The organism is Ectothiorhodospira marina, from assembly GCF_900109495.1.
GTDB lineage: Bacteria > Pseudomonadota > Gammaproteobacteria > Ectothiorhodospirales > Ectothiorhodospiraceae > Ectothiorhodospira > Ectothiorhodospira marina.
Genome location: NZ_FOAA01000003.1, coordinates 123,980 through 150,473, shown reverse-complemented (window position 1 = coordinate 150,473; position 26,494 = coordinate 123,980). Strand labels below are relative to the sequence as shown.

Here is a 26,494-nt window from a genome sequence, read left to right as displayed (position 1 = left end):
GAAGGCCATCACGGTGATCAGCGCCGCGCGAGACATTCTTCAACGGCCCGTGCGAGTGCCCGATTCCACCGGGATTTCGGCACCGGTGGGGGCGGTCGGGGGGCCGCATGGCGTGTTATGATCCTGGCAACCGCGACCCCCGGATGGCGGGGCCCACATTCACTTCAGCGAGGCCATACATGGCATCCCTGCTCGACAGGCTGCGGAGCGGATGGGCCGCATTCCTGCCCGATCATGTGCCCGTCGCCTTCAAGCTTGGTCTGACCATCTGCGCGCTGATCGTCACCTGCATGGCCCTGGTGGGCGTGGTGATCCTCAATCAGCAAAGTGCCCTGCTGCGCAGTCAGATGGACGATTTCGGTCAGGCCATGGTGATGCAACTGGCAGAGTCCTCCAAGGAACTGGTGCTTGCCGACGACAGCCTGGCCCTCAACGCCCTCATCACCAACCTGGCCGGCAGCGAGGCCGTGCTGGGCGCTGCCGTCTTCGACCGGGACGGCGAACGGCTGGCCCATTCCGGCATGATCCCCGAAGCGGAGAAGGACCAAAAGGGGTCCTTCTCCGACACCGAGGCCACCGCCTACCGCGGCGAGATCCGTTTTCAGGACATCACCCTGGGGTCCGCCATGGTGACCCTGAGCCGTTCAGCCCAGCAGATCGGTACCCGCACCACGACCCAGGCCATCATCCTCACCACCGTGTTCATGAGTGTGCTGGGTGGCGCCGCAGCCTTCATCATGGGGCAGCGTCTGTCTCGCCCGGTGCATCGCCTGGTGGAGGCCACCCGCGCCATCGGTGATGGTGATTACCGCTATCGCCTGCCGGACGGGCGCCGGGATGAGATTGGCCACCTGATGTCGGCCTTCAATCGCATGGCTCAGGGGTTGCTGGAAAAATCCCAGGTGGAGGGGGCCCTGAGTCGTTACGTGTCGGCGGGCGTGGCCCGGGAGATCATGAGCAATCTGGACCGGGTGAGCCTGGGCGGGCGCCAGGTGGAGGCCTCGGTCATGTTTGCCGACATCGCCGGGTTCACCCGGCTGTCCGAGACCATGGATCCGGATCAGGTGGCGCGGCTGCTCAACGAATACTTCACCCACATCAGCCATATTGCCCGGCAGCATCAAGGCAGCATCGACAAGTTCATGGGAGATGGCGTGATGGTGGTCTTTGGCGTGACCGACGAGGATCCGGACCACCGCTTCCATGCCATTGCCAGTGGCGTCATGCTGCAGCATCTGGTGTCCCGGCTCAACCGGGTGCGCGAGGAGGGTGGCCAGGAGGCCGTCCGTTTCCGGGTGGGGATCAATAGCGGCCCCATGATGGCGGGCAACATGGGGGCAGAGGACCGCATGCAATATACGGTGGTGGGGGATGCGGTAAACCTGGCCTCGCGCCTGATGACCGCCGCGGAGCCCGGCCAGGTACTGATCCATCAGGCACTGTTCGATGACCCGGATATCCGCTGGCGGGTACGCGGCCAGCCCTATCGTTCCATTGCCATCCGCGGCAAGTCCCAGCCCGTGGCCACCTGCCAGGTACATGATCTGAGCGACCTGTACCAGGAGGCGATGGAACGGCAGATCGAACGGCTGCTGTGCCGGGAGCGGATCACATGAGGCATGAGGCGCCACCCTGGGCTGCCCTGATGCCGGTGGGCCTGCTGATGCTGCTGGTCGGGTGTGCCACCCTGGAGGTGGAAACCACGACGCTGACCGAAAAGGTGGATGCAGCCTTTAACGCCCATGAATACCAGCGTGCCCAGACCCTTCTGGCACAGTTGCCCCAGGAGGATCGCACCGCGCGAATGATATCCCGGGAAGCGTGGCTGGCGCGGATGACCCGGCACCTGGAGCAGGCGATCCTGATGCAGGCGGCGGCTCAACTGCGGCGTGAGCAGTGGCTGGACGCCCTGGCGTCCTATGACCGGGGGCTGGCCATGCTGCCGGACAGTGCCGCCCTGCGGGCCGCGCGGGACACGGCCAGGGCCCAGCATGAGGGTCGCCTGACCGACCTGCAGGTGCGCTTGCTCATGGCCCGTGGACGTTCTCTGGCCGCCTTGCGCCCCATTTACGCGGAATTGATCCGGGTGGATCCCGCGGATGTGGCTGCCGCACGGGAACTGGAGCGCATCCGCGAGGAATCCCGGGAGGTGGCCGATGACCTGCAGACACTGGGCCGACTGGCCCTGGCGGCCGAGGAGTTGCGTCTGGCCGTGGATGCCTTGAGCCTGTCTCAGGCCCTGAGGCCGGCGGATGATACCCTGGAGATGCTCCACGCGGCTCAGCAGGCGAGGGCGGACATCCTGGCGACCCAGCGCCAGGCCGATCATGCCCGCCGTCAGGCAGCCTGGGAGGCCCGCTCCCGGGAATTGTTCGACCGCTACCACGAGGCCATGCAGTCGGGCGACCTGACTGCCGCCAGCCGACACCTCAAGGGGCTTGAGCGCACGCGCCCGCGGGATGACTCCCTGCCGCGCCTGCAGCGGGAACTGGATCAGGCCATCGATACCCGCATCACCCTGGGCCTGGAGGAGGGGCGGCGTCAGTACCTGGACGGAGACATCGAGCGGGCGGTGGAGACCTGGCGCGAACTTCTGGATCTGCGCCCCAACCATGTCGAGCTCCAGGCCCATGTGCAGCGTGCAGAGCGGGTGCTGGAGTCCCTGCGGGGGCTGGAAGGGGAGACGCCGCCAGTGACGGTGCCCGTGCCCCAGCCCATCCTGGATGTGGGAGAGCCGGCCGCCGAGGCGCAATAGCAGACAGGGCCCCCCGCGCCTGCTAAGGTTGCGATCTTTCATCAGAACCGCCGTACCCCTCTGGACACCCCATGGACTCTCAGCAGACCCCGCATTCGGAAGACCCCCGTTTTCACACTGAACTGGACGGCACCCGCATCACCGTGCTGGGCACGGCCCATGTCTCCCAGATATCCGCTGATACGGTGAGCGAGTTGCTGCGTAGCGGCGATTACGATGCCGTGGCCGTGGAGCTCTGTCCCAGTCGGCATAATGCCATTGTTCGGCCCGATGACCTGTCCCGCATGAATCTGTTCCAGGTGCTGCGTCAGGGCAAGGTGCCCATGGTCACGGCCAGCCTGGCCCTGGGCGCCTACCAGCAGCGCCTGGCGGAGCAGTTCGGCATCGAGCCCGGGGCCGAGATGCGTGCCGCCATCAACGGGGCCCGTCATGCCCATCTGCCGGTGCTGCTCATCGACCGGGAGGTGGGCACCACCCTGAAGCGCTGCTATCGCAACGTGCCCTGGTGGCGGCGCATGAATCTGTTCGGCGGGCTGATGGCCAGCGTCATGAGCCGTGAGCAGGTCACCGAGGCGGAGATCGAACGCCTCAAGAGCGGCGACATGCTCGAATCCACCTTCAACCAGTTTGCTGAGGAATCCCGGGCCCTGTACGAGCCGCTGATCCAGGAGCGCGACCACTACATGGCTGCCCGTCTGCGACAGGAAGCCGCCAACAAGGACTATCGGCACATCCTGGCGGTGGTGGGCGCCGGGCATCTGTCCGGCATTCGTGAGGCCCTTGGGGAGCAGGGGGGGCAATCTCCCGACGAGGTGGTCGAGAGACTGGACAGGGAGCCTCCGCCGGCCCGCTGGCCCAGGTTGATCCCGTGGCTGATCGTGGCGCTGATCGTCACCGGCTTTGTCATCGGCTTTACCCGCAACCCGGATCTGGGCTGGCAGCTGGTGGCCGACTGGGTGCTGATCAACGGCGGACTGGCCGGATTGGGGGCCATCCTTGCCTCGGCCCATCCCTTGACGGTGGTCACTGCGGCGCTGGCGGCGCCCTTGACGTCACTCAATCCAACCATCGGGGTGGGCTTCGTGGCTGCTGCTATGGAAACCTGGCTGCGTAAGCCCACGGTGGGAGATTTTTCCCGCCTGCGCCAGGATACCGCTCGTTTCAGAGGGTGGTGGCAGAACCGGGTCTCCCGGGTGCTGCTGGTGTTCATCCTGACCACCCTGGGCTCGGCCATCGGCACCTATGCGGCGGGGTTCCGGATTGCTGAGCGCCTGCTGGGGGGGTGAGTCCAACGAGGGCCTCAATCCGCCCATTCGATCCGGTCGCGACCGCCATGCTTGGCGCGATACATGGCCTGATCGGCCCGCTTGAACAGACTGGCCGGGCTGTCGTCAGGGTGCTGCAGGGCCACACCGATGCTTGCGGTGATCCAGATCTGCTCGCCTGCATCCAGCGTCAGGGGGGCGCTGCGTATCACCTCCTGCACGCGCCCCGCCGCCGTGGCGGCCGACTCGGCGTCGGTCTCGCTCAGCACGATCACGAATTCCTCGCCACCGTAACGGAATACCATGTCACTCTTGCGGGTAAGGGCACTCAGCCGTTCCGCCACCGCCACCAGCACGTGATCACCGGCCTGATGGCCATGGGTATCGTTCACCCGCTTGAATAGATCCACATCCACCACCAGCATGCATACCTGTCGCCCGGAACGGGCGGCCATGGCCAGCTCCCGGTCCACCATGCGGGTCATGGATATCCGGTTCAGTAGGCCGGTGAGCGGATCGGTCTGGGCCGAGGTGAGGGCCTGGTGATAGAGCAGGGCATTGCGCAGAGGGTAGGTAAGGGCGCTCAGGGCCTCTTCCAGCGCGATGAGTTCGCTCTCCTTGAACTTGCGCCCCCGCAGCAACCGGATCTGGCCGATCTCCGTGCGCTCCACCATGAGGTTGTAGCTGCATACATGCCGGGACAGGCGACCGCGACTGATGTGGATGCCCATGTCCGGCTGGTCGAAGGTCAGCCCGTCGTGGGGCACCATGCCGGCGACTGCATTGGCGAAGATCTCCAGCAACTCTTCCAGATCCAGGGTGGTCTGCAGCCGATGCAGCATCATGGCCGGGGTGATGGCCGGTACGCTGGGGGCGTGACGCTCGGATTGTGCCAGGCCGCCCTGGAGTAGTTGGGGGCCCGCCATCAGGGTGTTGTCGCCATTGTTGGCCTGTTCCAGCATGGGGCGTATGACATGTCGCATGACAGGGTCTCGGCTGAGTTTGCCCTGTCTGATGCGATTTTTGTGCCATGATAATAACTTCATTTGAAACAAAGAAGTGCATGTTCTTTCTTCGGCGGTGCCGGAAATCCGGCGTCCCGGGCTGCAGGGTTTTGCCGCTGGACGTCAGAATCCCGTGATGCCTGTGAGCGATCCGGACTGATAAACTCCGCCACCATGCTCCGATTCGATCACCTCACCCTGCGCCGCGGCACCAAGGTCCTCTTCGAGGATGCCGATCTCACCATCCATCCCGGCTGGCGGGTGGGCCTCACCGGCGCCAATGGCACCGGCAAGTCCAGCCTGTTCGCCCTGTTGCAGGGGGAACTGGGGGCCGACCAGGGTGAGTGTTCCCTGCCGTCGGATTGGGTGATCGCCCATGTGGCCCAGGAGGTGGAGGCCAGCGAGCGCTCCGCCCTGGACTATGTCATGGATGGGGATGAAGAACTGCGTCGCTTGCAGGCGGCCGTGGCCGAGGCCGAGGCGGCCCGGAACGACAGTGACCTGGGTGAGTTGCATGCCCGACTGGATGCCATCGATGCCTGGACCGCCGAGAGCCGGGCCGGGCGGTTGCTGCATGGCCTGGGCTTCAAACCGGGCCAGGAGGTGGCGCCCATGGCGTCGTTCTCCGGTGGCTGGCGCATGCGCCTGAACCTGGCCAAGGCCTTGATGTGCCGCTCCGACCTACTGCTGCTGGATGAGCCCACCAACCATCTGGACCTGGAAGCGGTGCTCTGGCTGGAGCAGTGGCTGGGGGGGTATCCGGGGACCTTGCTGCTCATTTCTCACGATCGGGACTTCCTTGACCGGGTGGTGACCCACGTGGCCCATATCGAGCGGGGCGGCATGACCCTGTATACCGGCAACTACTCCGCCTTTGAGCAGGTCCGCGCCGAGACCCTGGCCCTGCAGCAGGCCCAGCACGAGCGTCAGCAGCGGGAGATCGCCCACATGGAGCGCTTCGTGGAGCGCTTCAGGGCCAAGGCCACCAAGGCCCGACAGGCCCAGAGCCGTCTCAAGGCCCTGGAGCGCATGACCCGGGTGGCGCCGGCCCACGCGGATTCCCCCTTTCGTTTCAGCTTCCGTGCCCCGCAGCGCTTGCCGGACCCCCTGCTCAAGCTGGATGGGGCCTGCGCCGGTTACGGGGACCCGGCCGTGCTGCAAGGGGTGGAACTGTCCCTGCACCCTGGAGAGCGTCTGGGTCTGCTGGGTCCCAATGGGGCCGGCAAGTCCACCCTGATCCGGCTCATGGCCGGGACCTTGATGCCGCTGGCCGGTGACCGGGAGCCGTCACCGGACCTCAAGGTGGGCTATTTTGCCCAGCACCAGCTGGAGCAACTGGACAGCCAAGCCAGTCCGCTGCTGCATCTGCAGCGCCTGGATGAGAAGGCCCGGGAACAGGAGTTACGGGATTTTCTGGGGGGCTTTGGTTTCCATGGCGATCAGGCCCTGGACCCGGTGGGGCCATTCTCCGGTGGGGAAAAGGCCCGGCTGGTGCTGGGTCTGCTGGTGTATCAGCGCCCGAATCTATTGCTGCTGGACGAACCCACCAACCACCTGGACATGGACATGCGCTATGCCCTGGAGCAGGCCCTGCAGGGATTCGAGGGGGCGCTGGTGCTGGTGTCCCATGACCGTCACATGCTGCGCAGTGTCTGCGATGAGCTGCTGCTGGTGGCCGACGGGCAGGCGGTGGAATTCGATGGTGATCTGGAGGACTATCGGGCCTGGCTGGCGGCCCGGGAGAAGGCCGCCGATGCGGCCCGCGACGTCAACCGGGACCTGGGGGAGCAAAGCGCTGCTTCCCGCAAGGCCCGGCGCCGGGACGAGGCGGAGCAGCGGCGCCGGCAAAAGCCCCTCAGGGACAAGGTGGCCAAGCTGGAAAAGGCCCATGCCCGTCTGGAGGAGGAACGCACCTCACTGGAGGCGGAACTGGCCGACCCCAGCCTGTACGAGGCCGACGGAAAGGCCCGACTCCAGGAGCTGCTGGGGCGTCAGGCCCAGGTCAACCGGGAGTTGGAGGATGTGGAGGCCCAGTGGATGGAAGCTTGCGAGGCCCTGGAGCAGGCCGACTGATCCCCGCGGACAGGAACCCTTGTGGGAGTGGGCCCTTGTGGGAGCGGGCCTCGCCCGCGAATGGGACCGGAGCCGCGCCGCCTTCAGCGGCGATTCGCTGGCAGGCCAGCTCCCACAGGGGGGCTTCCACAGCTCCCACAGGGGGGGGGGCTCCACAGAGCTCCCACAGGGGGGGGCTCCACAGAGCTCCCACAGGGGGCAGGGGATACAAAGGGGGCTCAATCCCCTTCGGGCACCCCGCAGTCACCGAAGAACTGATAGTGATCAAAGGCCTCGGCGATCCCTCCCGCATGAGTGGCATCGGCAAAGTACACCCGCTTGAATCCATACAGCCGCTCCAGCTCCTGCTGGTGATTGCCCACCACCACCCCCAGGGTGCTGCCGCGGAGCATGTCCTCGTCGTTGCCCGAATCCCCGGCCACCAGCACCCGCTCCAGGGGGATGCCCCACTTGTCGGCGAAATAACGTACCGCGAACCCCTTGGAGGCCCGCGATGGCAACAGGTCCAGGTAATGGTCGTGGGAATAGATGATGTTGGCGTGCAGATCCTTCTGGTGTAGCAGACGCTCGATCTCCTTCATGGAGGGGGACAGGCTGGGGTCCACGAAGAAGCTGATCTTGTGGCGGCGCTGGTCCACCTTGGGCTGCAGGGTGATGCCCGGCAGTTCCAGCAGGGCCTCGCGCAGTGCGTCCGGCTGCCAGCGATAATCGATGTGCCGGGCCCAGCCGTCGTCCTTGGTCATCTCGGGGCCGTAGTGGATCTCCGAACCCACCGAGGTGATCATCACGTCCGGCGTGGGCACGCCCCATTCCTTGAGGATCTCGATGGCAGAGTCCAGGCGCCGGCCGGTGGCGATACCGAAGGCCACATCCCGACCCTCCTCTCTGAGCCGCTGCAGCATGGTGCGCAGGCCGCCCTTGTCCCCCAGCAGGGTATTGTCGATGTCCGAGATCAGGGCCCGGTCGGCCTTGGCCAGCTTGCCGGACAGGCGCTGCTGACCCCGACGGCTGCGGCTGGCCTCGCGGCGCAGGCCCTTGATGCGCCTGACGTAGTTCTGGGCATGACCCTCCCAGGCGTAGTGCTTGCGCACCCCCTTGAGCCCCCGTTCCGAGAGCTTCTTCCAGTGATCGGCATCGCTGAGGATCTTGAAGATGGCCTTGCCCATGCCCTCCACGTCCAGGGGGTCCACCAGGACCCCGTTCTGGCAGTAGCGCAGGATGTCCCGGGGGCCGCCATCGTCAGTGGCCACGAACGGTGCGCCGCTGGCGGAGGCCTCGATCAGGGTCAGACCGAAGGGCTCGGTCAGTGCCGGATTGACGAACACGCCCCGGGTGCGGGTGACCAGTCGGTACAGGTCCGGCACATCATCGGCGCTGTGCTGCTTGGGATAGGCCACGGAGCCGTAGAGGTCGTGATCGTCGATGAGCATCAGCACCTCGGTGAGTACGTCCCGGGCGCCCCGGTCCAGGGTGCGGATGGCGTCACGGTTGCCGGCAACGATCACCAGGTTGGCCAACTCCCGAAGCGCCGGGTGCTCGGCGAAGGCCTTGATCAGGGTGGGGATGTTCTTGCGCTCATCGGGTCGCGACAACGCCATGACCATGGGCTTGTCCGGCTTGCTCAGGAACCGGGCGAGGGTCTTGTAGATAGGGGGGCGCGGTGAGCGGGCCTTGGGGGGGTGAAACCGACGCAGGTCAGTGCCCGGGGGGATCACCACCATGCGTTCCGGCTGATAGTGATCATAGGAGGCATACTGCTCTTCCACTTCCTGCTGGGTGCTGGCGATCACCATGTAGGCGTTGCCCAGTACCTCCTCTTCGGCTTCAATGCGGCGGCTGATGCTGTAACGGGATTCGACTTCCTTTTCCGAGGCCCCCTTGGCCAGCAGGCGGTCGCGCTTGACCCGGCCCAGGGAGTGCCCGGTCTGCACCAGGGGCACGCCCATCAGATTGGCCACCCGTACCGCCACATGGCCGGCATCGGCGTAGTGGCCGTGCACCACATCCGGCATCAGACCGACGCTGCGGATGTGCTTGATGGCGTTGTCGGCAAAGCAGTCCAGATAGGGCCAGAGCTTCTCCTTACGCAGGTAGCGCCGCGGGCCACAGTCCAGGCGGATGATGCGTACCCCTTCGCCCAGATCCTCCTCCGGTTGGGCGTAATCATCCGACACCCGACTGTCCTCCACCCGGCGGGTGAGCAGATCCACCCGGCCCACCTCCGGGTGCCCGCCCAGGGCCCGGGCCAGTTCCACCACGTACTTGATCTGGCCGCCGGTATCCGCGTCGCGGCCCAACTCCAGGTTCTCGCCACGCACCAGACCATGGACGCTCACCAGAACGATATACAACCCCTCGCCTCGGGTTGCCTTGCTTTGGGTCTTTTTCATGCCTTCTCAAATCCCTTCAGACTCAATACGTCCAGAGTGGACGGATCATCGATGAACTTATGGGTGAGGATCAGCGCGGTGGCGGACCAGGTCTGGTTGTAATTGGCGCGACGCCCGATCAGTCGACCGTTGCGACCATCGTAATACTCGGGCCAGCCGTTGGCGGCCAGGCGTCGAGTGGCCGCTTCCCGCGCCCGCAGGGCCAGATCGCCGCGACCGGCATGCAGTGCTGCGGCCGTGAAGGCCCAGAGCAGGGCGGGCCAGTTGCCGCCATTGTGATACGACCAAGGGATGTTCTTGGGGTCCGAGCCGGTCTTGAGGCGCCATTCCTCGCCCTGCATGGCGGGAAAGCACAACTTCACCGGCATCATGCCCATCAGATCATCCCAGCGCTGGTCATACAGGTGCATCACCCGCCTGGACTGCGACTCATCGGCCAGCCCGAACAGCACCGACAGCAGGTTGCCCAGGGCAAAGAAGCGAAAATCCATGCGCCCCGGGCCCAGGTTGCCCACCAGGTAGCCTGCGTCCAGGGGCAGCCAGTCGCTCACCCAGTCGGGGATGCTCTCCGGATGAATGTTCAGGGCGTTTTCCGAGTCGTAGCCGAAGATCTCGGTCCGGAAGCGGTGGATGCGGTTGAGCCGATCATCATCCAGCCAGTAATAATGACGCACATAATCCACCAATTGTTCCAGACGCTTGGTGGATTGTTCGCGCACGCCCTGGTTGTCGGGTTCGGTGTCATCCAGCATGGCCAGCGCAGCCTTGAGGGCCCCGAAGAACAGCGACTGGATCTCCAGGGGGTGTCCATACACGCCCATGCGCCGATCCACCATGAAAGATCCATCGGGCACCAGCAGGGTGGGGAAGATCTCGAAGCGATCCTGCAGGCAGATGTTCAGGATCATGCGGATACCCCGCTGACACTCGCGCGAGCGGGTGAAGGCGGTATCCCCGGAAACCCGTTCATAGGCTACCAGCAGGATCAGCCACCACATCATGGAGTCCACCGGGGCCACCCGGCCGATGGCGCGGTCGCCAAAGTCGGTGTGGATCTCTTCCTCGCCCTGCTCATTGCACAGCACGCGGAAGCTGGCGGGCATCACCTTGGCCACGGCCCGGTGACCTTCCACTTCTTCCTGCTGGTCACGCAGCTTGAGCACCAGGGAAAGGAAGTTGCGCACGATGTCACCGCGGCCGTCCAGCAGAAACACCAGCGCCGAGGGGACAAAGTCGCGCACAAAGCAGTCCGAGTAATTGTCCGCTGGTGCATGGGAGTCGAGGCTGGCAATGGTGCCCACGACATCCCCCCGGTGATACACCAGGGAGGCCTCGAGCAGCCGGTAGGCGGAGCGGATGGGGTCGGTCAAGCGCGAAGATCCTCGGTGGCGTGGGGGGGGGAGGTGAGGTTTACGTGGGCACCACCGGTCGGGGCGGAGGGGAGCCGGGCCGGGCAAACAGATAACCCTGAACATAGTCCACGGCATGGGCCTTGAGCCACTGCCATTCGGCCTTTTCCTCCACCCCCTCGGCAATGGTCGTGATGCCCAGGTCGTGGGCCATCTCGATGAGTTTGGCGAGCACCTTCTGCTTGAAGGCATCCTGATCCACCTGGCTGACCAAGGCCCGGTCGAACTTCACGAAGTCCGGTTTCAGTTCCGAAAGCAGGTTCAGTGAGGCATAGCCCGCCCCCAGATCATCCAGAGCCACCTGAAAACCGGCCTCGCGGTAGAAGTCCACGATGCGCCGCAGGTGCCCCGAGTCGGTGACCTCTTCCGATTCCACCACCTCGAACACCAGTCGATCGGCGTCGGCCCCCAGGCGCTCCACCTCATTCAGGGTGGTCTGCAGGCAATAGGTGGGATCGTAGATGGTGGTGGGATTGAAGTTGATGAACACGCGCCCGTCGAAGCCATGCCCCACGGCCTGGCGAATGGCATTGACGCGCGCGGCGCGATCCAGCTGGAACATCATCCGGGAGGCGCGGGCCTGACCAAACAGGCGGTCCGGAAAGACCAGGCTCCGGTCCTCTTCCGACAGATACCCCCGCACCAGGGCTTCATGGGCGAAGACATGTGCCGGGTCCTGGCAATGGACAATGGGCTGGAAGTGGAAGATGAAGCGTTCCGCCTCGATCAGGTCGGCCAGCCAGCCGCTGCCCGCGCGGGCCAGCAGGGTCATCAGGCTTTGGGTGTGGGGCAGGGTGGCCAGGGTGAAGGGTTCGCCCTCGGGCAGGAACACGGCGCGGCAGTCGGCGATCTCTGCCTCGCTCAGGTGTTGGCGCAAGGTGGCGTCCATGGCCCCGGGGCCGCCGGTGGACACAGGCACTTCCAGCACCCCGGGATGGGTCTCTCTGGCCTGAATCCCCAGGCCATTCAAGTGTCGCTTGAGGGCCTTGAGGGTGTGGGACAGGAAGGGGGCCAGGAACAGGCTGCCCGGGCCCTGGGAACTGCGTTCAATGACCTGGCAATCTTCGCATCTCATCCTGTTCATTCCCCCTGGGCGGTATTCTCCTGGAGCCTTTGTCGACCAGAATGGTCCAATGCCCTGAAGGCATGCCCCATGATGCCGTGAGCTGTTCATGCTCCGAGGGGATCATACCCGATCCATTGTCAGCGTTGAAAATATGAGGTGTTTCATGACGCGGAAGATCAGTCAATCCGATGCCCAGTGGCGGGAAACGCTCAGCCCGGAGGCCTATCGGGTCACCCGGCAGGCAGGCACCGAGCCGCCCTTCACGGGGCAATACTACGACCATAAGGCCCAGGGCCTGTACCGCTGCATCTGCTGCGGTGCGCCGTTGTTCTCCAGTGAGCACAAGTATGATTCGGGCAGCGGTTGGCCCAGTTACTGGCAGCCAGTGGACGAGCAGGCGGTGACCGAGCATACCGACCGCAGCCTGCTGATGAAGCGGGTGGAGGTGCGCTGCGCCTCCTGTGACGCCCACCTGGGGCACGTATTCAATGACGGGCCCCATCCCACCGGTCTGCGCTACTGCATCAATTCCGCCGCCCTGGATTTCGAGTCGTCGGAGACGAAAAATCCAGATCCGGACCGCGAGGGATGATGCCACTGGGGTTCAGGTGCTTGTGGCTGCCATAGTAGTGGGTCTTGATGTGGTCCATGTTCACCGTCTGGGCCACACCCGGCACCTGGTAGAGTTCGCGGGTGTATTCCCACAGGTGGGGGTAGTCGATGAGGCGGCGGCGGTTGCACTTGAAGTGGCTGTAGTACACGGCGTCGAAACGCACCAAGGTGGTGAACAGTCGCCAGTCCGCTTCGGTGATCTGGTCTCCGGCGAGATACGGTTGTCGGGATAGACGCTCCTCCACCCAGTCCAGGGTGTCGAACAGCTTCTCGTAGTTCCGCTCGTAGGCCGTCTGCTCGGTGGCAAAGCCGCAGCGGTAGACACCGTTGTTCAGGTTTTCGTAGATGCGCTCGTTGACCAGGTCGATCTCCCCGCGCAGGTCCTTTGGATAGTAATCCGAACGCCGGTCGATGAAGGCGTCGAAGGCGCTGTTGAACATGCGGATGATCTCCGCCGATTCGTTGTTGACGATGGTGCGGCGCTTCTTGTCCCAGAGGGTGGGCACCGTGATGATCCCGGTGTATTCCGGGTCCGCCAGGGTGTAGGCCTGATGGAGGAATTCGAAGCCGTTCACTTGGTCGGGGGTGCTGCCCGGGTAGGGATGAAAGTTCCAGCCCTCGTCCAGCATGTAGGGATTCACCACGGACACGCTGATCAGATCCCCCAGCCCCTTGAGGGCCCGGAAGATCAGGGTGCGATGGGCCCAGGGGCAGGCCAGGCAGACATACAGATGATAGCGGTCCGGTTCGGCGGCAAAGCCCCCCTCGCCGCTGGGGCCAGGAGCCCCATCGGGAGTGATCCAGTGGCGGAACTGGGAGTCCTGGCGGATGAACTCGCCATCCTCGGTCTCCGCGGCCAGCCAGTTGCTGCGCAACTGACCCTTGATGAGCAGACTCATGGTGCCTCCCTGGGCAATGGTGGACCGGTCTGAGCCCCGAACCGTGGCGATCCGCTGGCCCCGGCCCATGGGTATCATCCCATGAGACCGGGATGCAGCAACAATCGTTCACCGTCCGCGTGAGGCGGCGTCCCCAACCGAAGCTTTCGTACGTGCGAAGCGGCGGCCCCGGCGGTGGGGCATCGTCGGGGCTGATGGCTGGCACATGCCCCCGTAGGGGCCGTTCGCGAACGGCCCGTGCGGTGTCTCTGAAATCGATGGCCTGTCGGGTGAGTGGGGGGTATCCGCAGCCCCGGCGGGGCGCTTCCCGAAGCGCCCGTACGGGTGAAGCGGCGGCCCCAAGCAAAGTGCCCGACCGGGTGAGGCGGCGGCCCCAAGCAAAGCGCCCGACCGGGTGAAGCGGCAGCCCCAAGCAAAGCGCCCGACCGGGTGAGGCGGTAGCCCCGACCGAAGCTTTCGTACGTGAGAAGCGGCGGCCCCGGCGGTGGGGTATCGTCGGGGCTGATGGCTGGCACATGCCCCCGTAGGGGCCGTTCGCGAACGGCCCGTGCGGTGTCTCTGAAATCGATGGCCTGTCGGGTGGAGGTAGGGGCATCGGCAGCGGATGGGCTTTACCCCGGATTTTCTGGTAAAACGAGGGCGACTGCATAGGAGATCCGGTCCCTTGTCCTTCCCGACGCTGCCCAAGGCTTTTCGCGGCCCCGTTGGCCTGATTGGCGTGTTGTTGCTGGCCGTGCTGGCAGGCAGCTTCAGCGATGTCCTGCGCCCTCTGGATGAGGGCCTGCAGCGACTGGCCACCGGGCTGGTGCCGGACATGCGCCCCGGTGTGCCGGTCACCCTGATCGAGATTCACGCGTCCGGGCAGGCCCTGGATCGGGCCCGCCTGGCTCGTGCCGTGGAACGCCTGGATGCCATGGGGGCGGCGGCCATCGGGCTGCATCTGCCCCTGGATCATCCGCACACGCCGCCCCGGCTGGAGCAGTGGCTGGGCCAGGCGCGGGCCTCCCTGGGCCTGGAGGCAGTCGAACCCTGGCAACGCGACCTGGCTACCGATGATCGCTTGGCCGAGGCGTTGGCCAGGCATGGCCGGGCGGTGCTGGCCGCGCCGCAGGCCATGGGCGCCGGGCCGGCTTTGGTGCCTCATCCCGACGCCTTGCTGGCAGTGGATGCCTCGGCCCGTGCCTGGTACGACTGGGCCGTGTTCCGCCCCCTGTTCCGACCCGCCCGGCTGCCCGGTGCCGACCTGGCGGTACACTGGCCCACGTCGACGCTGGCCAGTGCCGGCCTGCCCGCCGTCACTGCCACGCCGGATCGTCCTCGACCCCTGGCCCCTGGGGTGGTGCCGATGGCAGAGGGCTATCTGGCCGGTTTCGCCCTGCCGCTGGCGGCTGCCGCTTGGGGCGCCGAACTCAATGACATCACTGTGGAACCAGGTCGGGGCGTGCGCCTGGGAGAGGCCCGAATCACCCTGGGGCCGGATCGTTCACTGGGGGTGATTCCGCCCCGACATGATCCCCGCGGTCGGCAGGTGGAGACCCACCGCCTGGATACCCTCATGGCGGGGAATCTGGGTAACAGCCAGATCCAGGGGCGTGCGGTGATTCTGGGCATGGCGGAGGGCACGGGTCAGCCGCTCATGTCCCACGCGGGCCTGACCCTGCCCCAGGCCACCTGGAGTGCCTGGTCCACGGCCGCCCTGATCGAAGGCCATCGGGTGGGCATGGGGGGCTGGTTCCATGGTGCCGAGCGATTTCTGATTATCCTGGCGGCCCTGTATCTGCTGTGGTTGCCGGCGCGGTTGCATCTGTCCACCACGGGGGCATTGATCAGCGGGGTGAGCGTGTTCCTGCTGCTGAATCTGGCCCTGGGGCTGGTATTGTTCCTGCAGTGGTGGATCCCCGTGGTGTTGCCGGCCCTGGTGATCGCTCTGGGGCATCCGCTGCTGGCCCTGAGATACTGGGTGCTGGATCGCCTGCAGCGCGATCGCCGCGAGGCTTCCGAGGCCTGGCTGCAACTGGGTATGGGTCAGCAGGGGCAGGGTCACCTGGAACCGGCCTTCGAGGCCTACAGCCACTGCCGCATGGACAGCGACACCCTGTTTGCCCAGCTGTATCAACTGGGGCGCGACCTGGAGCGTCGACGCCAGTACGGGCGTGCCGTGGAGGTGTTCCGATTCCTGCAGGCGCGGCATCCGGCGTTTCGTGACACCACCCAGCGCCTGGAACGACTCAAGCCCTTCGTGGGCAGTCGTCAGCCCCGGCTGGGGGAGATGCAGCGCATGGGTGGGGGCAAGGAGCTGGCTGTGGATGACGACAGCCTGGAAAAGCCCATGATCGGACGCTATAACGTGGAGCGCCAGTTGGGTCGGGGCTCCATGGGGATCGTCTACCTGGGGGTGGATCCGCATATCCAGCGCAAGGTGGCCATCAAGACCCTGGCCCTGAACCGGGAGTTTGAGCCGGAACTCCTGGAACAGGCCAAATGGCGATTCTTCCGGGAGGCCGAGGCCTCCGGTCGGCTCAATCACCGCAATATCGTGACCGTCTACGACGTGGGCGAGGAGCACGACCTGGCCTTTATCGCCATGGATTACCTGCAAGGGGTGTCTCTGGACCAGTTCACTCGGTTTCCGCATCTGCTGCCCATCAACGAGGTCCTGGAGGTCTGCGCCCAGGTGGCCGATGCCCTGGACTATGCTCATCAGCAGGAGGTGATCCATCGGGACATCAAGCCGGCCAACGTGATCTACGATCAGGACAAGGGCCTGGTGAAGATCACGGATTTCGGCATCGCCAGCGTGACCGATCACAACAAGACCCGCACCGGCACCATCCTGGGCACGCCGGCCTTCATGTCGCCGGAACAGGTGGCCGGCAAGCCGGTGGACAGTCGCACCGATCTATTCTCGCTAGGCGTGATGCTTTACCAGATGCTCAGTGGCCAGTTGCCCTTCACCGCCGACACCATGGCCGGTCTGGTCTATCAGATCACCCAGACCCATCCCGCCGAGATCACCGACCTGCGCCCGGAATTGGGCCCCCTGGTGGGGGTGATCGTCACCAAGAGCCTGCAGAAGGACCCGGCCAAACGCTATCAGACCGGCGGCGAGATGGCCCGCGCCCTACGCGGCTGCATCGAAGCCTTCCGGCGCATGCCCAGGCCGGGGCAGTTCAGTGGGACGGCATCGGATTATTATCATGACCATTGATGGGGGCTGGATCCACGGCTCGGGTCGTTCGCGAACGACCCGTACAGGGCTCCTCGGGCCTTTGTCGGGCACTGGCCATTCGTAGGGGCGCTTCGAGAAGCGCCCGGCCAGGCCTTTGGGAGCCCTCGGGCCTATCGGTTCAACTGTGGGAACGGGCAGCCCCAGGGGGTAGACAGCCCCAGGGGTCGGGCAGCCCTAGGGGTCGTTCGCGAACGACCCGTACAGGTAACGACCCGTACAGGTTGGGTGGGATTATTTGCCGGACTACTCCGCCACCCTCACCCCATCATTCACTCGCTCGCCCGGATGGGTGATCACCTGCTCCCCGGGCGTCAGGCCCGACTCGATCTGGGTGCGCAGGCCGCTGCGACGACCCGTTTCCACGGGGCGCAGATGTGCCCGCCCGTCCTCCACCACGAAGACCGCCCAGCGATCCTGATCCCGGAACAGGGCGCTGGTGGGGATGTGCACCACATCCTCCCCCTCCCACAGCACGAACCGGGCCTCCACCCGGTAACCATCCCCCAGGTGTGCCCAGGCCTCCCGGGGTGAGGTGATCCGCGACCACACCCACACCCGCTGCTCCTCCACCCCCAGGGCCGACACCTTCTCGAATCCTGCCGGCTCCACCCGTCTGACCCGGGCCTCCAGTTCATTGCCGCCGCCCCAACGCTCCAGTATCACCCGCATCCCCGGCCGCACGCGCACGGCTTCCAGGGACAGCAGATCCACCCTCACTTCCAGATCGTCCAGGTTGCCCAGCTCCAGAATGGCCTCCCCCGCCTGGACCGGCCCCTCGTCGCGCCGATGGCGCCGGGTGATGACGCCGTCGATGGGGGCCTCCAGGGCAAGGGCAGGGATTGCCTCGTCGGCCCGCTGGCCATCGATAATCTCCAGTGGCAGCCGGGCCGAGGCCAGGTCGAAGCGGGCCACATCCACCGCATATCGGGCGGCCTGTTCTGCGGCCCGGGTGGCATCCCGCCGGGCGCGGCGGCGGTCCCGTTCCTCGGAGGAGATCAGAGCCCGCTGGTGCAAGTGTTCGGACCGTTCGTATTCCACCTGTGCTAGCTCATGCTCAGTGGCGCGGGCCTCCCGGTTGGCCTGGGCAGCCTCCAGGCGCGCCCGCGCCGCCGCCACCGCCTCGCGGGCCTGCTCCCGGGCGCGAGGGTCCAAAGCAGGTGCCGGGGCGGGTTCGATCTGGAACAGGGGCATGCCCGCCTGCACGGCATCGCCCGGCTCCAGGGTGACCCGTCTCAGGTAGCCGTGGATCGGGGCGGTCACGGTGAAGGGTTCGCGCAGGCGGGTGCGGCCCTCGTCCTCGATCACCTCGGCGAAATGGCCTTGCTGGACCTGGCTGGTGCTGACCGGGATCGGCGATGGCATCAGAGCCAGGGTCAGCAGGAGCAGGAGGGTGGCGGCTGCGAGGATGGTGAGGAGCTTTTTTTTCCAGGTCATACTGGCTTACCTTTGACGGTCTGGCGGCCCATTGTCTTGCGGGGGCTCCGTTTGCCCCTCATCCCCGGCCCTTCTCCCCAGAGGGGAGAAGGAAGCTAACTTTCCCCTCTCCCAAAGGGGAGGAAAGAGCTACCTTTCCCCTCTCCCCAAGGGGGAGGAAGGAGCTACCTTGCCCCTCTCCCAAAGGGGAGGAAGAAGCTACCTTGCCCCTCTCCCCAAGGGGGAGGAAGGAAGCTACCTTGCCCCTCTCAAAGGGGAGGAAGGAGCTGCCTTGCCCCTCTCCCCAAGGGGGAGAGGGGTTGGGGTGAGGGGGAAGCGGCGGGCACCATGCTTCCAACCCCTCACTCTGCCGTCTTCAACGCCGACACCATATCCAGTCGCCTGAGGCGCCGTGCGATCAACAACAGAGACAGCACCGAGGCCAGCAGCACGCCGCCGGCGGAGAAGGCATAACTGCGGGGCGTGATGATCATCGGCACCCGGTACATGTCCATGGTCATGGCCTCATTGAGCAGATAGGCGAATCCCGCCCCCAGCAGCCAGCCCAAGGGGATGGCTGCCAGGGTGATCACGCTGATCTCGCCGATGAGGATCCAGCTGACCTCACCCCGACTGAAGCCCAGCACCCTCAGCGTGGCCAGTTCCCGCGCCCGCTCGGCGAAGGCGATGCGGGCATTGTTATAGACCACCGCAAAGGTGATGGATCCGGCCATGAGCAGCAGGATGCCCATGGTCACCAGTACCGTATCACCGATGTATTCCCGGAACTGACGCTCCATATCATCGATCTGACCGATGCCGGCCACCCGTGGGGCCTCCCAGAGCCGATCGAACAGATCCGCTTGATACGCCGTGTCGGCGAGCAGCCAGACGCCGCTGATGGCCGGGCCCTCGCCCATGAGCCGGTTCAGGGCCCGACGTTCCATGTAGGCGCTCACGCCGATGGGCTCATCCACCGTGCCGGCCACCTCCACCCTCAGGGTGCGCCGGTGCCCCTCCAGGATCTCCACGTCCAGGGTGTCGCCCGGATGCACGCCCAGGTACTGGGCCAGATAATCGGTGAGCAACAGGCCCTCGGGTGGCAGGCGGATGGGGCGATGGTCCTGGTCCAGCAGACCGCGCAGGGCGGGCTCGGCCTCCATGCCCATGATGGCGGTGCGATAGTCCAGCCGGCCATGGGTGAGGTGCACGGGCACACTGCGATAGCCCTCGGCGAAGCTCACCCCCGGCATCGAGCGCAGTTCCGCCAGGGCCCGTTCCGGCGTGGGGTCGGTGAAGGTGACATGGAGATCCATCTTCATCACCAGCCGGTATTGCAGGTCCAGCAGGTGATCCACCGCATTGAACTGGTAACTGCCCAACAGCAGCAGGCTGCCGGAGAGGCCGATGCCCACCATGGACATCAGCCCCTTGAGTCGATGGCGGGAGAGGTTGCGGATGATGATGCGGGTGGGCTGATCCAGGCGCCGACCCAGGGCGGAACGTTCCAGCCAGGAGGGCCGAAAGCGCTCCGGGGCCGGTGGGCGCATGGCCTGGGCCGGAGGCAGGCGTACTGCCGCGCTTACCGCGTGCCAGGTGCCCAGCAGGGCAGCGCCGGACGAGATCATGAAGGCCAGGGCCAGGATGCGCGGCTGCAGCCGGAAACTGAGCTCCGGAAAGCGGAAGTATTCCGCGTAGATCCCGGCCATGCCCTCCGCAGCCCAGGCGCCCAGGGCCACGCCCAAGGCGCCGCCGCCGGCCACGATGACGCCAGTGAACAGGCCGTAATGGATCGCCAGGTCCCGGTTGTCATAGCCAAAGGCCTTGAGCAGGGCCACCTGCTGGCGCTGGGTGCGGATGATGCGGGCCATGAGCACGTTGAGCAGAAAGGCCGCCACCCCCAGGAAGATGGCGGGCAGCACCCAGGCCATCACCCGCAGCTGGTTCAGCTCCTCCGTCAGAAAGCGATGCGAGATCTGATCATCGCGCCCGGTGGCGCCGATGCCGCCGTACAGGGCCAGGGCCTGGTCCACCGCATCGATCACCTGGGCCTCCTGGGCCCCGGCCTGCAGGCTGAGCACCACGTTGTTGAAGGCCCCGTCCATGTCCATGGCATGGCCCAGGGCGCGACGGTTCATCCACAACACCGTGAAGCGGGCATAGTCGGGCAGCAGATCCGCCGGCCCCAGTTGATAGATGAACTCGGGGGAGAGCGCCACGCCGCTGATGGTGAGTCGCTCCAGGCGGCCATCAATGATCGCGGTGAGGGCGTCCCCCGGTGTCAGGTCATGGGCCTGGGCGAAGGGCTCGCCGATCACCACCTGGTCGCCCCGGCCGGACGCGGGCAGCGACCCCTGGCGCAGGTACAGCCGGTTCAGTTGGGGCTGTTCGCCATCGGGCAGCGAGATCAGCAAGCCCCGCACCGGGTCGTCGAAACCGGGCACCTCCAGGCGCACCGGGGCCTTCACCCGGGTCTGCACCTGGTTGACCCCGGGGATGTCGGCAAGCCGCCCGGCCACCCCCTCCGGGGCCCGTTTCAGGTCGGCAAACACCTGGGCGAAGTGATGGCTGTCGTAGAAGCGGCCTTTCGACAGGGAGATGGCATCGTGGGTGGTGACCGACAGGATGAGTACCATCACCCCGGCGGCGATCACCACCCCGATGGCCGCCGCCTGACCCTTGAGGCGGGCCAGATCTCGGAGCAGTTTGCGGTGCAGCGGGGCCATCACAGCAGGGCCATCACCAGGAGAGCTGCGCCGGGGATTTGCGCTGCGGGTTGTCGGTCACCTCCTGCACCCGTCCATCCGCCAAACGAATCACCCGGTCGGCCATCTCGCCAATCACGGCATTATGGGTGATCACGGCCGTGGTGGTCCCCAGTTCATCATTGATATCCTGCAAGACCTGCAGCACCCGGATGCCGGTGGTGGAGTCCAGGGCACCGGTGGGCTCATCGCAGAGCAGCACATCGGGGCGCTTGGCCACCGCCCGGGCAATGGCCACCCGCTGCTGCTCCCCACCGGAGAGCTGGGACGGGAAGTGATCCAGCCGTGAAGACAACCCCACCATCTCCAGGGCCGCCTCGGGCGTCATGGGATCGCGGGCAATCTCGGTGACAATCGCCACATTCTCCCGGGCGGTGAGGCTGGAGATGAGGTTGTAGAATTGAAAGACGAAGCCTACGTGATGGCGACGAAACCGGGTGAGGCGCTTCTCGGTGGCATGGACCAGATCCTGGTCCCGGTAGCGCACCTCGCCGCTGGAGGCGGTATCCAGGCCGCCCAGGATGTTCAGCAGGGTGGATTTGCCGGAGCCTGAGGCGCCGAGCATCACGACCAGTTCGCCCGCGTAAAGAGACAGGTCCACCCCGCGCAGGGCGTGGATCTCTACCTCTCCCATGACGTAGGTCTTGGTCAGGTGGCGGGTGAAAAAGACCGTCTCGTGGGCATCGGCATGACTGGGCACACGCTATTCCCTTGAAACCAAAGGGCCATGGACGCAGTATGCGATGCACGCATGAGCGCCACAAGCCACCGATTATCGCCCATGGGTGCCCGGATGGCCCTCCGGGTGAAACCACCCCCCATGTAACGGAGATCACTGTGAATTCATCGAAACCGGAAACCGTCAACACCGGCATCCAGGGCCTGGATTTCGTGCTGCAGGGGGGGTTGCCCCGCGGCCGACCCTCCCTGATACGGGGCGGTCCGGGCACGGGCAAGACGGTGATCTCCCTGACATTCCTGTGCCATGGCATCAGCCAGGGCGAACCCGGGGTGCTGGTCACCTTCGACGAAGATCCCGAGGCCCTGCTGCATCATGCCCAGGGGTTCGGCTTTCCCGCCGACACCTACGTGAAGGAGGGTCGCCTGCGCATCCTCGACATGCGCCCCGACCAGAGCGAGTCAGCCGGGGAGGGGATCGAGCTCACCGCCATCCTCACCCGCATCGAATACGCCCTGAAGCAGACCGGTGCCGAGCGCCTGGTGCTGGATGCCATCGATGGCATGGAGGGGGCCTTCCTCGGCCAGTCCGGGCTGCGCAAGGAGCTCAACCGCGTCTTTGATTGGGTGCGTGATCAGCGGGTCACCACGTTGATCACCACCGGTGAGTTGGAGAATTTCAGCACCCGCTTTGGTCTGGAGGATTACATCGCCGACTGCGTGATTGCCCTCAAGCAGGAGGTGCAGCACCGGGTGATGACCCGTCTGTTGCGTGTGGTGAAGCGTCGCGGTGGCCCCCACAGCGCCGGGGAGTTCCCCTTCCTGCTGGATTCCCGGGGCATCTTCATGGTGCCGGTGAGCGGTGCGGCGCTGGACGCCCGTGTTTCCAGTGAGCGCATTTCCTCGGGGGTGCCCGGGCTGGACGAGATGCTCGGCGGTGAGGGCCCCTACAAGGGGTCCACCATCCTGCTGTCCGGACAGGCTGGCACCGGCAAGACCAGCCTGGCCTCGGCCTTCGCCCAGGCAGCGTGCCGGCGTGGCGAGAAGGTGTTGTACATCAGTTTTGAAGAGAGCGTGGATGAACTGGTGCGCAATCAGAGCAGCATCGGTGGCAACCTGGCCCATCATGCCGGCCCGGAGGGCGGGCATCGCCTGATCATGGAGCCAGTGCGCGCCATCGAGATGGGGCTGGAAGAGCACCTGATGCGCATCATGCGCTCCGTGAGTCATCACGGTCCCGATCTGGTATTGCTTGACCCTGTCAGCAGTTTCACCAATCGACACGAAGGCGAGTGTGCCAAGGAGATGCTCCTCAGGCTCATGTATCTGCTCAAGGAGCAGCGAGTCACCACGGTGGCCACGGAGCTGCTGAGCGACTCCAGTGGCGGAGTGAGTCACCTGGATGTGTCATCCATGATCGATGTATGGATCAAGCTGCGCCGCCATGAGGGTAACGGTGAAATGAACCGCTTGATCAACGTGATCAAGGCGCGGGGGCTGTCCATCTCCAACCAGGTGAAGGAATTCCGCATGACGGATGCGGGCATGACGATCGAGACGCCTTACATTGGCGAAAGCGGCATTGTCTATGGCACGGCCCGGCACGCGCGCCAGGAGGAGGACGACCAGATCATTGCCCAGTTGCAGCAGGAGCTGGACCAGGCCCAGCGGCTGCGCGAGGAGATGGAGGAGACCAACGCGGCCCGCGAACGCCTGGCTCGGGCCGAGCGCGAAGCCAAGGCGGTGGAACTGGATCGCCAGGTGATGGAGCTGGAGCGGCGTCTGGCCTCCATTGAGGGGGCTCGTTCGGCCATCCGCAGGAGTCGCCAATGACGAAATACCTGCTCAGGCTCTACATCGCCGGCATGACCCCGGCCGCCCGACGCGCCATCGAGAACCTGGAAGCGTTGACGGCGGACATGGCGACTCAGGACCAGGAACTGCAGGTGGAGGTGGTGGACATCCTCGAGCGCCCGCAACTGGCGGAGGATGAGCGCATCCTCGCCACCCCGGTGGTGGTACGCAAACTGCCGCTCCCGGTGCGGCGGGTGGTGGGGGATCTGTCCGAACGGGAGCGGGTGCTGGTGGGGTTGGATATTCTGGAGCGGTGAGGGGGGCGCCCCCCTCACTGGGCAAAATAGCGCCGCAGATACTCCCCGAACTCCAGCTCATCCTCCGCCTCCATGGCCTGCTGTTGCTCCAGCGACGCGCGGGCCTGCGCCTCCAGCTCCGCCTCCCTGGCAGCCTCCAGCCGTGCATCCCGGAAACACGCCGCGTGTTCCCGGGACATGCGCTTGGCGAAGTGATGGAACCCCTCCTCGTTGTTCATCATCCGCGCCAGCATCTGCGCTGACGGGGTCAGGTCCGCGTCGCCCACCTTGGCCTTCTGGTGCGCCAGGGAGGCCGTGTAGGGCTTGAGTGGATCCTCGCCATCCAGGATTTCACACAGCGGTTCCATGGCCTGCAGCACCTCTTCCGCCCAGTAACGCAGCGAGATCGACTCGCCATCGCGCATCAGCTTGAGGGACGGATCCCGGCCCCGATGCGCGGTGGCGCCCTGGTTGTGGTCGATGGCGAACCGCTCCACCTCGTTGATGGGGGGGCTATCGTTGAGCAGGGCGAAGATCATCAGGGCTTCCAGGAAATGCAGCTGGGACTCGCCCACCCCCAGGGGTTCAAAGGCGTTGATGTCCACCGAACGCAACTCCACATAGGCCACCCCGCCCCGGCGCAGGGCCGCCGTGGGTTTCTCGTTGCCCTGGGTGATGGGTTTGGGCCGCACGGTACTGTAGTACTCGTTCTCGATCTGCAGGATGTTGGCATTGAGTTGACGGTATTCCCCGTCCACCACCACGCCCAGGCGTTCGTACTCCGGCGAGGGCGTGGCGATGGCGCGGGCCAGGCTGCGCACGTAGCCATCCAGGCAGTCGTAGTTGGCCTTGATGCCACTCTCTTCTTCCTTGCGGTTCTGGTAGCCGATGTCGCCCATGCGCAGGCTGGTGGCGTAGGGCTCGTAATAGGTGCTCTCATCGAACTCTGCCAGAGTGGTGGGCTTGCCCGCCAGGAAGGACTTGCATACCGCCGGCGAGGCGCCGAACAGGTAAGGCACCAGCCAGCCCAGGCGCTGCAGGTTGCGCAGCATGCCAAAGTAGATCTCATCCCGAAACGCGCGCGGGTCGCCGCCGTCACCCAGGGTTTCCTGATATGCCGGCCAGAAGGCCTTGCTCATGGAGAAATTGAAATGTACCCCGGCGATCACCTGCATCAGTCGCCCGTAGCGCAGCCCCAGGCCCAGGCGATAGACGGTCTTCATGCGTCCTGCGTTGGAGTGTCCGTACCAGGCCACGGGGATCCCGCGCTCGCCCTCCAGCACACAGGGCATGCTGGTGGCCCAGAGCAGTTCCTCGCCGATGCGCGGGTAGGTGAAGGCATGCAGGTCGCGCATGAAGTCCAGGGCCTCCCGGGCGCTGGCGCAGGGCGGCGTGATGAACTCCAGCAGGGCCTCGGAATAGTCCGTGGTGATCCAGGGGTGAGTGAGGGCGGAGCCCAGGGCGGCAGGATGCGGGGTCTGGGCGATGCCGCCGTCGGCACGCACGCGCAGGCTCTCCTTTTCCAGGCCGATCAGGCCACTGCGCAGGGTATGTGCCTGTCCGCGGGACAGGAGGCGCTCCAGGCGGGCTTCGTAGGATGCGTACAACGTGGCGGATCCTTCGTCTTTAGATGGGCTTTTATGGATGCTTGTGCCCTCAAGAATACTGCATGGCGGCGTGCCTGTGGGCCGCGCCCCATGACATGCCGCCGCATCTGGCTGATAATGCCCCCAGACCCAAGCCCGCGCCGACCCACTCCATGGCCTCCATGCTCCGCGTCTGGCAACGCCGCCGGGCGCTCGCCCCCGATCCGATTCCGCCCGCCCTGTGGCAGCAGGGGGTGAACGCCCTGGTGCTCCTGGATGGCCTGGACGCCCCCGCCCTGGAGCGGTTGCGTCAACGCTGGACATGCGTAATGGTTCGGCCAACGGCATGCCGCCCTTGCATCGGGAAATGCGGGTGCAGGACTGGACCCGGATCATGACGGCGGCCTACGATGACCTGAGTCGGCGTCTGGACCTGGAACAACCCTGCGATTTTGACCCCTACGCCGTAACGGATCCCGGAGAGTTTTTCGCCGTGATGAGTGAGTATTTTTTTGCCCAGCCCCGGGTGCTTCAGCGGGGCTATCCGGATGTGTATGCACCGTTTCGCCAGTTCTACCGCCAGGACCCGGCAGAGCGTCGAATGTTGAGGGCGCCCATGCCCATCAGGAGTGACAGATGAGCCAGCTTCGCGATCAACTCCTCAAGGCCGGCCTGGTCACCGAGGAACAGGCCAAACAGGCCGAGGAGGTACAGACGCGGCCGCCCCGTGCCCGGGATGGACGCCCACCCCGGGGGGGGGGCAAGGGCCGGGCGGACAACCGCAAGGGTGGCGCGGCTCGCGCCAGGAAGGCCCGCCCCCAGAGTGACACCGACAAGCCCCGTCGCGCGCCTGGCCGCGGAGCCCGGCCAAAGCCAGCCGCCAAGCCCGCCAGGCCCGACAATGGTCAGCCCACACCGCAGGCCCGCGCCCTCAAGCAGGAGCTCAGGGAGTTGATTGCCGCCCAGCGTGTCAATCAGGACCAGGCGGAACTGCCCTATCATTTTCAGGTGGGTCAGACCATCAAGCATCTGTACGTCACCGAACAGCAGCAGACGCAGCTGGCCGAAGGGCAGCTGTGCATCGCCTTTCTGGATGGACGACGCCATCTGCTGCCCGCGGCTATCGGGCGTGACATTCTTGCCCGGGATGCGAATCGGACCGTTGTGTTCCCCGGTGCGCCTGAAGCGCCCGGCCCGGATCCGGCGTAGGTCCGGACCCGCGTCATTTGCCCTGTCGAACCTGACCCCTTTCTCCGGAGA

At 65.5% G+C, this 26,494-nt stretch carries 19 protein-coding genes; 10 read left to right on the top strand and 9 right to left on the bottom strand.

What is annotated here, in order from left to right; genetic code table 11:
• Positions 1-179 precede the first annotated feature (179 nt).
• The 3 genes from BMY52_RS04600 to BMY52_RS04590 all read left to right on the top strand — a co-directional run bounded on the left by BMY52_RS04600 (position 180) and on the right by BMY52_RS04590 (position 4,041).
• Positions 180-1,616 (top strand): adenylate/guanylate cyclase domain-containing protein, encoded by a 1,437-nt coding sequence (locus BMY52_RS04600; RefSeq protein ID WP_090251500.1) that lies wholly within the window; start codon positions 180-182, stop codon positions 1,614-1,616.
• Entirely contained in the window at positions 1,613-2,755 is a 1,143-nt protein-coding gene (locus tag BMY52_RS04595) for a coiled-coil domain-containing protein (protein ID WP_143050425.1), read from the top strand. Before BMY52_RS04600 ends, BMY52_RS04595 begins: the two co-directional genes overlap by 4 nt.
• Positions 2,756-2,826: 71 nt before the next feature.
• Entirely contained in the window at positions 2,827-4,041 is a 1,215-nt protein-coding gene (locus BMY52_RS04590) for a TraB/GumN family protein (RefSeq protein ID WP_090251494.1), read from the top strand.
• A gap of 14 nt (positions 4,042-4,055) precedes the next feature.
• Here BMY52_RS04590 and BMY52_RS04585 read toward each other — a convergent pair whose 3' ends face one another.
• Positions 4,056-5,003: a GGDEF domain-containing protein gene (locus BMY52_RS04585; RefSeq protein ID WP_245740586.1), complete on the bottom strand. Its 948-nt coding sequence runs from the start codon at positions 5,001-5,003 to the stop codon at positions 4,056-4,058.
• Between the two features lie 195 nt (positions 5,004-5,198).
• On the opposite strand from BMY52_RS04585, the gene BMY52_RS04580 reads away from it, so the two are divergent.
• Positions 5,199-7,097: an ATP-binding cassette domain-containing protein gene (locus tag BMY52_RS04580; protein ID WP_090251489.1), complete on the top strand. Its 1,899-nt coding sequence runs from the start codon at positions 5,199-5,201 to the stop codon at positions 7,095-7,097.
• Between the two features lie 218 nt (positions 7,098-7,315).
• Here the strand turns inward: BMY52_RS04580 and BMY52_RS04575 are convergent, their stop codons facing one another.
• The 3 genes from BMY52_RS04575 to BMY52_RS04565 are packed head-to-tail and all read right to left on the bottom strand — an operon-like array spanning position 7,316 to position 11,971.
• A complete protein-coding gene (locus tag BMY52_RS04575) occupies positions 7,316-9,487 on the bottom strand; it encodes an HAD-IIB family hydrolase (RefSeq protein WP_090251487.1) in 2,172 nt (723 codons plus the stop codon).
• Positions 9,484-10,857, bottom strand: coding sequence for a glycoside hydrolase 100 family protein (locus BMY52_RS04570; protein ID WP_245740585.1), 1,374 nt, complete (start codon positions 10,855-10,857; stop codon positions 9,484-9,486). Before BMY52_RS04570 ends, BMY52_RS04575 begins: the two co-directional genes overlap by 4 nt.
• A gap of 40 nt (positions 10,858-10,897) precedes the next feature.
• Positions 10,898-11,971, bottom strand: coding sequence for an EAL domain-containing protein (locus BMY52_RS04565; RefSeq protein WP_090251482.1), 1,074 nt, complete (start codon positions 11,969-11,971; stop codon positions 10,898-10,900).
• Between the two features lie 154 nt (positions 11,972-12,125).
• Here BMY52_RS04565 and msrB point away from each other — a divergent pair, with 154 nt between their 5' ends.
• On the top strand, positions 12,126-12,554 hold the full coding sequence (gene msrB / locus BMY52_RS04560; RefSeq protein ID WP_090251479.1) for a peptide-methionine (R)-S-oxide reductase MsrB: 429 nt from the start codon (positions 12,126-12,128) through the stop codon (positions 12,552-12,554).
• Here the strand turns inward: msrB and BMY52_RS04555 are convergent.
• A complete protein-coding gene (locus BMY52_RS04555; RefSeq protein WP_090251614.1) occupies positions 12,487-13,473 on the bottom strand; it encodes a glutathione S-transferase family protein in 987 nt (328 codons plus the stop codon). The genes msrB and BMY52_RS04555 overlap by 68 nt on opposite strands.
• A 664-nt stretch (positions 13,474-14,137) precedes the next feature.
• On the opposite strand from BMY52_RS04555, the gene BMY52_RS04550 reads away from it, so the two are divergent.
• Positions 14,138-16,681, top strand: a complete 2,544-nt coding sequence (locus BMY52_RS04550) for a protein kinase domain-containing protein (RefSeq protein ID WP_177169845.1) — start codon at positions 14,138-14,140, stop codon at positions 16,679-16,681.
• A 264-nt stretch (positions 16,682-16,945) separates the two neighbouring features.
• On the opposite strand, the gene BMY52_RS04545 is transcribed toward BMY52_RS04550, so the two are convergent.
• The 3 genes from BMY52_RS04545 to BMY52_RS04535 form a co-directional block, all read right to left on the bottom strand.
• Positions 16,946-18,136 (bottom strand): efflux RND transporter periplasmic adaptor subunit, encoded by a 1,191-nt coding sequence (locus BMY52_RS04545; RefSeq protein ID WP_090251473.1) that lies wholly within the window; start codon positions 18,134-18,136, stop codon positions 16,946-16,948.
• Between the two features lie 341 nt (positions 18,137-18,477).
• Positions 18,478-20,841 carry an ABC transporter permease gene (locus BMY52_RS04540; RefSeq protein WP_090251470.1) on the bottom strand — a complete coding sequence of 788 codons (2,364 nt, stop codon included), beginning with the start codon at positions 20,839-20,841 and terminating at the stop codon, positions 18,478-18,480.
• 13 nt (positions 20,842-20,854) lie between these two features.
• On the bottom strand, positions 20,855-21,514 hold the full coding sequence (locus BMY52_RS04535; RefSeq protein ID WP_090251612.1) for an ABC transporter ATP-binding protein: 660 nt from the start codon (positions 21,512-21,514) through the stop codon (positions 20,855-20,857).
• Positions 21,515-21,717: 203 nt separating this feature from the next.
• Between BMY52_RS04535 and kaiC the strand changes: the two genes are divergently transcribed.
• Together kaiC and BMY52_RS04525 are read left to right on the top strand one after the other, a co-directional pair.
• Entirely contained in the window at positions 21,718-23,391 is a 1,674-nt protein-coding gene (gene kaiC, locus BMY52_RS04530) for a circadian clock protein KaiC (protein WP_245740583.1), read from the top strand.
• Positions 23,388-23,669 carry a circadian clock KaiB family protein gene (locus tag BMY52_RS04525; RefSeq protein WP_090251464.1) on the top strand — a complete coding sequence of 94 codons (282 nt, stop codon included), beginning with the start codon at positions 23,388-23,390 and terminating at the stop codon, positions 23,667-23,669. Before kaiC ends, BMY52_RS04525 begins: the two co-directional genes overlap by 4 nt.
• Positions 23,670-23,683: 14 nt before the next feature.
• Here BMY52_RS04525 and gshA read toward each other — a convergent pair whose 3' ends face one another.
• Positions 23,684-25,255, bottom strand: coding sequence for a glutamate--cysteine ligase (gene gshA, locus BMY52_RS04520; protein ID WP_245740582.1), 1,572 nt, complete (start codon positions 25,253-25,255; stop codon positions 23,684-23,686).
• Between the two features lie 301 nt (positions 25,256-25,556).
• Here gshA and BMY52_RS04515 point away from each other — a divergent pair, with 301 nt between their 5' ends.
• Positions 25,557-25,874 carry a zinc-dependent peptidase gene (locus BMY52_RS04515; protein ID WP_090251459.1) on the top strand — a complete coding sequence of 106 codons (318 nt, stop codon included), beginning with the start codon at positions 25,557-25,559 and terminating at the stop codon, positions 25,872-25,874.
• Complete coding sequence (locus tag BMY52_RS04510) at positions 25,871-26,443, top strand: DUF2058 family protein (RefSeq protein ID WP_090251457.1); 573 nt, start codon at positions 25,871-25,873, stop codon at positions 26,441-26,443. Before BMY52_RS04515 ends, BMY52_RS04510 begins: the two co-directional genes overlap by 4 nt.
• The last annotated feature ends 51 nt before the right edge of the window (positions 26,444-26,494 follow it).